Below are 1977 nucleotides of genomic sequence, written 5' to 3'. Positions count from 1 at the left end.
GACCGTGCGCGAGAAACTGCCGGAAGGCTTCCAGCGCTCCGAGTTCCTGCTGGAAAAGGGTGCCATCGATATCATCATCGATCGCCGTGAAATGCGTAACCGTCTGGCCAGCCTGCTCGCCAAAATGCTGAATACTCACGTCATCGAAGAGTGAAGATGAGTTCAAACATGCAACAATCCCAAAGCCGGTCGCTTGTCGACTGGCTTTCTTATTTGGAGCAGATCCATCCGGTCAATATCGACATGGGGCTGGATCGGGTCGGTGCCGTTGCCCGGCGCATGGGTCTCACCCAGCTGCCGTTCAAGGTGATCACGGTGGCGGGCACCAACGGCAAGGGCTCCAGCTGTGCCATGGCGGCCAGCATTCTGATGGCCGCAGGCTACAAGGTCGGCGTCTACTCCTCGCCCCATCTGCTGCGCTTTACCGAGCGGGTGCGGGTCAACGGGCAAGAGCTGCCCGACAGGGATCACTGCGCCGCCTTTGCCGAGGTGGAAGCTGCTCGCGGCGAGATTGCCCTTACCTTCTTCGAGTTCGCCACCCTGGCCGGTTTGTGGCTCTTCTGCCGCGCCGCCCCCGATGTGCTGCTGCTGGAAGTGGGGCTGGGTGGTCGGCTCGACGCCACCAACGTGGTGGAGTCCGATGTGGCGATGATCACCTCCATTGCCCTCGATCACTGCGACTGGCTGGGTGATACCCGCGAGGCCGTGGCGGTGGAGAAGGCTGGCGTGTATCGCGCCGGTAAACCCGCCATCAGCGGTGAGCCCAATCCGCCTGCGACTATCGCGAGCGAAGCGGCGCGTCTTGGCGCCAACCTGCGTCAGGTCGGTATCGATTTTCGTGGCGATGAGCACGAGAGCGGTTGGGATTATCACGGCCTAAACCAGTGGCGGGATCTGCCAAAACCGGCGCTGCCGCTGATGAACGCGGTGACCGTGCTGGCGGCGCTGGAGTCCCTCGGCTTGCCGCTGCCAGAGTCTGCTATCCGCGACGGGTTGGCCAATGCCCGGCTGACTGGCCGGATGCAGCAGTTACAAAGTGTGCCGCTGGTGATCGTCGATGTGGCCCACAACCCCCATTCGGCGGCCTATCTGGCAGCGCAATTGCGCAAGATGCCCTGCGCGGGTGTGCGCCGCGCCGTGGTCGGCATGCTCAAAGACAAGGACATGGCGGGATCCCTTGCCGAACTCGATGGCCTGATTGGCGAGTGGTATCTGGCCAGTCTCACCGGCCCGCGCGCCGCCACCGCAACGCAACTGGCTGTGGCGCTGGGAGAGGGCAAGGGGCCTGCCAGGGAGTTTGATGATGTCAGCGCCGCTTATCAGGCAGCGTTGGCCGCATCGAGTCCGGACGATATGGTCATTGTGTTTGGTTCGTTTTACACTGTCGCCGACATTCTGGCGGGTGTCGCCGTCTAGGCCACACCCCGGCTCCCCGGCCTTCGGGCGGGGAGCCAAATCGCATATTGAGTTACGTAAAGGTAGGATTCAACTTGGCCTCGAAGTTTCAAAACCGTCTGGTGGGCACCGTCATCCTGGTGGCCCTGGTTGTTATTTTCCTGCCGGACTTGCTGGATGGTCACAAGCTGGCACAAAAGGAGGAGGCCTTTGCCAAGATCCCGCTGCGCCCCGAGCTGGAGCCTGCCAAGCCTGCGCTGCAGGTCTCGGCAGCCAGCAGCCTGCCCGCCGATCATCTGGCCAGCCAGCAACAGGCCTCTGCGGCCCAACAGTGGCAAGTGGAAGAGGTGGCTGACCCCATGACCCTCGCCGGTCAGGGCAACGGTGCGCCGCCGGCGACAACCCCTGCCGCACCGGCGCCGGTCCAGCCGCAACAGAATGCCCAACCCAAGCCACAGCCCAAGCCGGAAGTGGTGGCCAAAAAACCGGTCGAAGCGCCCAAGCCAGCACCCAAGCCGACGCCAGCCAAACCGGTTGAAGTGGCCAAGGCGCCCGCACCGGCCAAGCCGCAGGCGGGTCAAA

The 1977-nt window shown here is 63.3% G+C and carries 1 protein-coding gene and 2 pseudogenes; all 3 read left to right on the top strand.

Annotated elements, in window-relative coordinates:
• Positions 1 to 154 (top strand): annotated as a pseudogene (locus tag AACS18_RS06230) (acetyl-CoA carboxylase, carboxyltransferase subunit beta); the annotation flags it as partial.
• A gap of 2 nt (positions 155 to 156) precedes the next feature.
• Positions 157 to 1416, top strand: coding sequence for a bifunctional tetrahydrofolate synthase/dihydrofolate synthase (folC, locus tag AACS18_RS06225; protein ID WP_181363418.1), 1260 nt, complete (start codon positions 157 to 159; stop codon positions 1414 to 1416).
• Between the two features lie 74 nt (positions 1417 to 1490).
• Positions 1491 to 1977: pseudogene (locus AACS18_RS23175) on the top strand (cell division protein DedD); the annotation flags it as partial.

This window comes from Aeromonas sp. HMWF015 (assembly GCF_963878965.1).
GTDB lineage: Bacteria > Pseudomonadota > Gammaproteobacteria > Enterobacterales > Aeromonadaceae > Aeromonas > Aeromonas veronii.
This window is presented reverse-complemented; position numbering and strand designations above follow the sequence as displayed.

Excerpts from the sequence above, each read along its gene's own strand:
- folC (WP_181363418.1), top strand. The coding sequence starts at position 157 with ATGAGTTCAAACATGCAACAATCCCAAAGCCGGTCGCTTGTCGACTGG.